Here is a 2,592-nt window from a genome sequence, read left to right on the forward strand (position 1 = left end):
GAAGCCGATAGAAAAATAATGGTTGATCAGCTTAGAAATAGGAATTTAAAGGCAATTCAAGATAATTTAGATTCTGCTGATAGGTTAAGAGTTATTTGTAATCAGATTATGGATGGTTTTTCTAACGGTAAACCGATAACAGAAAACTGGCTAAATGCCATTTCTAGGGCTTATGAATCGGTAAGTAGATTAGAGGGAAAAGCGCATGAAAGGATGATATTGGTTAGTGGACTCGAAGCTGCTGCTGAGGAGATTTTATCTAGCAGAAAATGAAACACAGTTACTATTTAGCTAACCGCCGAGAAGCCCCGCACTATAAACGAGGGGGATTTATCGAACCGTAGGTGAGTACCCCCGATGTTTTAGTGTCGGGATGATAGGCGGTAAAAAGGGAGGGTTCGATGCCCTCCCTTTTTACAAATAATTTATTGGGGCTTATCTTGTCCTTCAATGTATTTTTTAAGAACTGATATAATAACACCACCACATGAAGCAATAAAATAAGACTCATTCCATAAAACCTTTTTCCAATATATCTTGTTAAGGTGTTCTGAATATTCTTGTCTAATTTTACGACTCGAAACAGACTTAATACTATTAATAAACTTGGGTAATTCCATTTGAGGATAGTATTGGAAAAGAAGATGAACATGGTTGGCTTCTCCATTAAATTCAATCAGCTTACAATCCCATTTTTTACACAAGTCAAACATAATTTCATGCACACGCTCAATCATTTCTCCTGTAAAAACATCTTTACGGTATTTGGTAGTTAATACTAAATGTGCTTTTAAGTCAGAGACCGACCTACCACTGGAAACAAAATCTTTATTCATTGACACTCCCAGGATAAATAGCTATAATCAGAGTATAATATATATTCTACTCTGATGAAGTACACCTATCAGTACCGAATCTTACCAACGACAAACCAAAAAATCACCTTGAATAGGTGGTTGAGAGTCTGTCGTTTTTGGTTTAATCGGCAATTGGGTGAACGTTTCCAGTGGTGGGAACAAAATCGATGTGCAGTTAATTCTTGTCCTCTTATTTGTCATCTCCCTGAACTAAAAGAAAAACCCAATTACTACTCACAAAAAAAACAGTTACCTATTCTTAAAAAAGATGTGGTAACTGTTCAATGGTCAAAAGAAAAATTAGATTTATCAGAAGTTCCCTCTTTGACTTTACAAGAAGTTTGTAAACGGGTAGATAAAGCTTTTTCTCGTTATATCTCAGGGGATAGTAATGGCAAAAGATCAGGTAAACCTCGCTTTAAATCTAGTAACCGATTTCGGTCAATGGTATTTGAAGGAGGAGGATTAAGTATTCATTCTTGTTCTGTTGGTAAAAAATATCTTTACTTAAAAACTCCAAAAATAGGGTTAATTAAAGTAAGAATGCACCGATATTTACCTGATGGAGCAATCCTCAAACAAGCCCAGATTATCAAAAAAGCTGATGGTTGGTATGTAAATCTAAGGCTTGATGACCCTACTATTCCTAAGTTTAACAAAGATAAAATTGTAGCTAACTGGGATAATTCAACGGGCTTAGATGCTGTTCTTTATGAAGATGATTATCTGGCTACTTCTGACGGAAAAAAACTCTCTTCTCTTAAATCTCTTCGTAAATCTGAAGCAAGATTAGCACAAATTTCACAGCGAAAGGCTAACAAGAAAAAGGGAAGTAAGTCCAGAAGAAAACTAGCTAAAAGAGAAAGTCGAGAACATCAGAGAATTGCTAGGGCAAGAAAAGATCATGCTTACTCTACAGCACATAAGCTGCTAAAAACAGGAAAAAAAGTTTTCTTTCATGAAAAGCTTAATCTTAAAGGATTAAGTCGCAAAAATAAGCCCGTGCAAGATGACAATGGGAAATATCTTCCAAACGGGCAAAGTGCCAAATCAGGGCTTAATAAATCCTGGTCTGATGCTGCTTTTGGACAGTTCTTTTCAATCTTTAACTACATAGCTGAAAAAGCTGGAGTTGCTGTGATTGAAATCAATCCTGCCTATACATCCCAACTGTTGCCTTATCGTGATGAATTTGTTTTTACTGATTGCAGCATCAGAGAATATTGGGATGAAATTGAACAAGTTTCTGTTGATAGAGATATATCAGCAGCTATCAATATAAAACGAGTAGGGCTGGACGAGTTCCCTACTATAAAACGCCGTAAAGGTAAAATCGTAATAGTTGATTCTACTACTCATCTTACCTCTAAGGAAGTTCTCTCTGTCTTTCGAGGCTTGGAGAAGCCCGCACTGTAACGGTACTCCGTTCAGTGTCGGGAGTCGTCACATAAGCATGAGTTACAAAGTATTAAAGTGAAAGGTACTTGTCCTGTTGGTGCTATGCGAGCAGCAACTAACCACGCACGAATCGTCATAGCTCCTCATAGTTATCTTTCTGATTTGTTTTGGATTAGAAAATACTTTGGAACCTTAGAAAAATGTGTAGTGGTTATTGATGAGGCTCATAATTTTCTTTCTACAACAGCCGATGAACCTTTTTTAAGCATTTCATTTGGACAACCAAAAAATCAGTTTTCTTTAAATTCTGATATTTATCGTGAAAAAGTAAACAGGA

Annotated in this window: 4 protein-coding genes; 3 read left to right on the plus strand and 1 reads right to left on the minus strand. The window is 36.3% G+C overall.

What is annotated here, in order from left to right; genetic code table 11:
• Positions 1 to 273 (plus strand): hypothetical protein (locus MK115_RS09075; protein WP_287610888.1); only part of this gene is annotated, 273 nt, incomplete at its 5' end.
• 152 nt (positions 274 to 425) lie between these two features.
• Here the strand turns inward: MK115_RS09075 and tnpA are convergent.
• Positions 426 to 836 (minus strand): IS200/IS605 family transposase, encoded by a 411-nt coding sequence (gene tnpA, locus MK115_RS09080; protein ID WP_048324600.1) that lies wholly within the window; start codon positions 834 to 836, stop codon positions 426 to 428.
• A 54-nt stretch (positions 837 to 890) separates the two neighbouring features.
• Between tnpA and MK115_RS09085 the strand changes: the two genes are divergently transcribed.
• Complete coding sequence (locus tag MK115_RS09085; RefSeq protein WP_007303670.1) at positions 891 to 2,273, plus strand: RNA-guided endonuclease InsQ/TnpB family protein; 1,383 nt, start codon at positions 891 to 893, stop codon at positions 2,271 to 2,273.
• A 57-nt stretch (positions 2,274 to 2,330) separates the two neighbouring features.
• A partial coding sequence (locus tag MK115_RS09090; RefSeq protein ID WP_287610891.1) for a P-loop NTPase family protein occupies positions 2,331 to 2,592 on the plus strand: 262 nt, incomplete at its 3' end.

This window comes from Prochlorococcus sp. ALOHA_ZT_50, assembly GCF_022447305.1.
Lineage (GTDB): Bacteria > Cyanobacteriota > Cyanobacteriia > PCC-6307 > Cyanobiaceae > Prochlorococcus_A.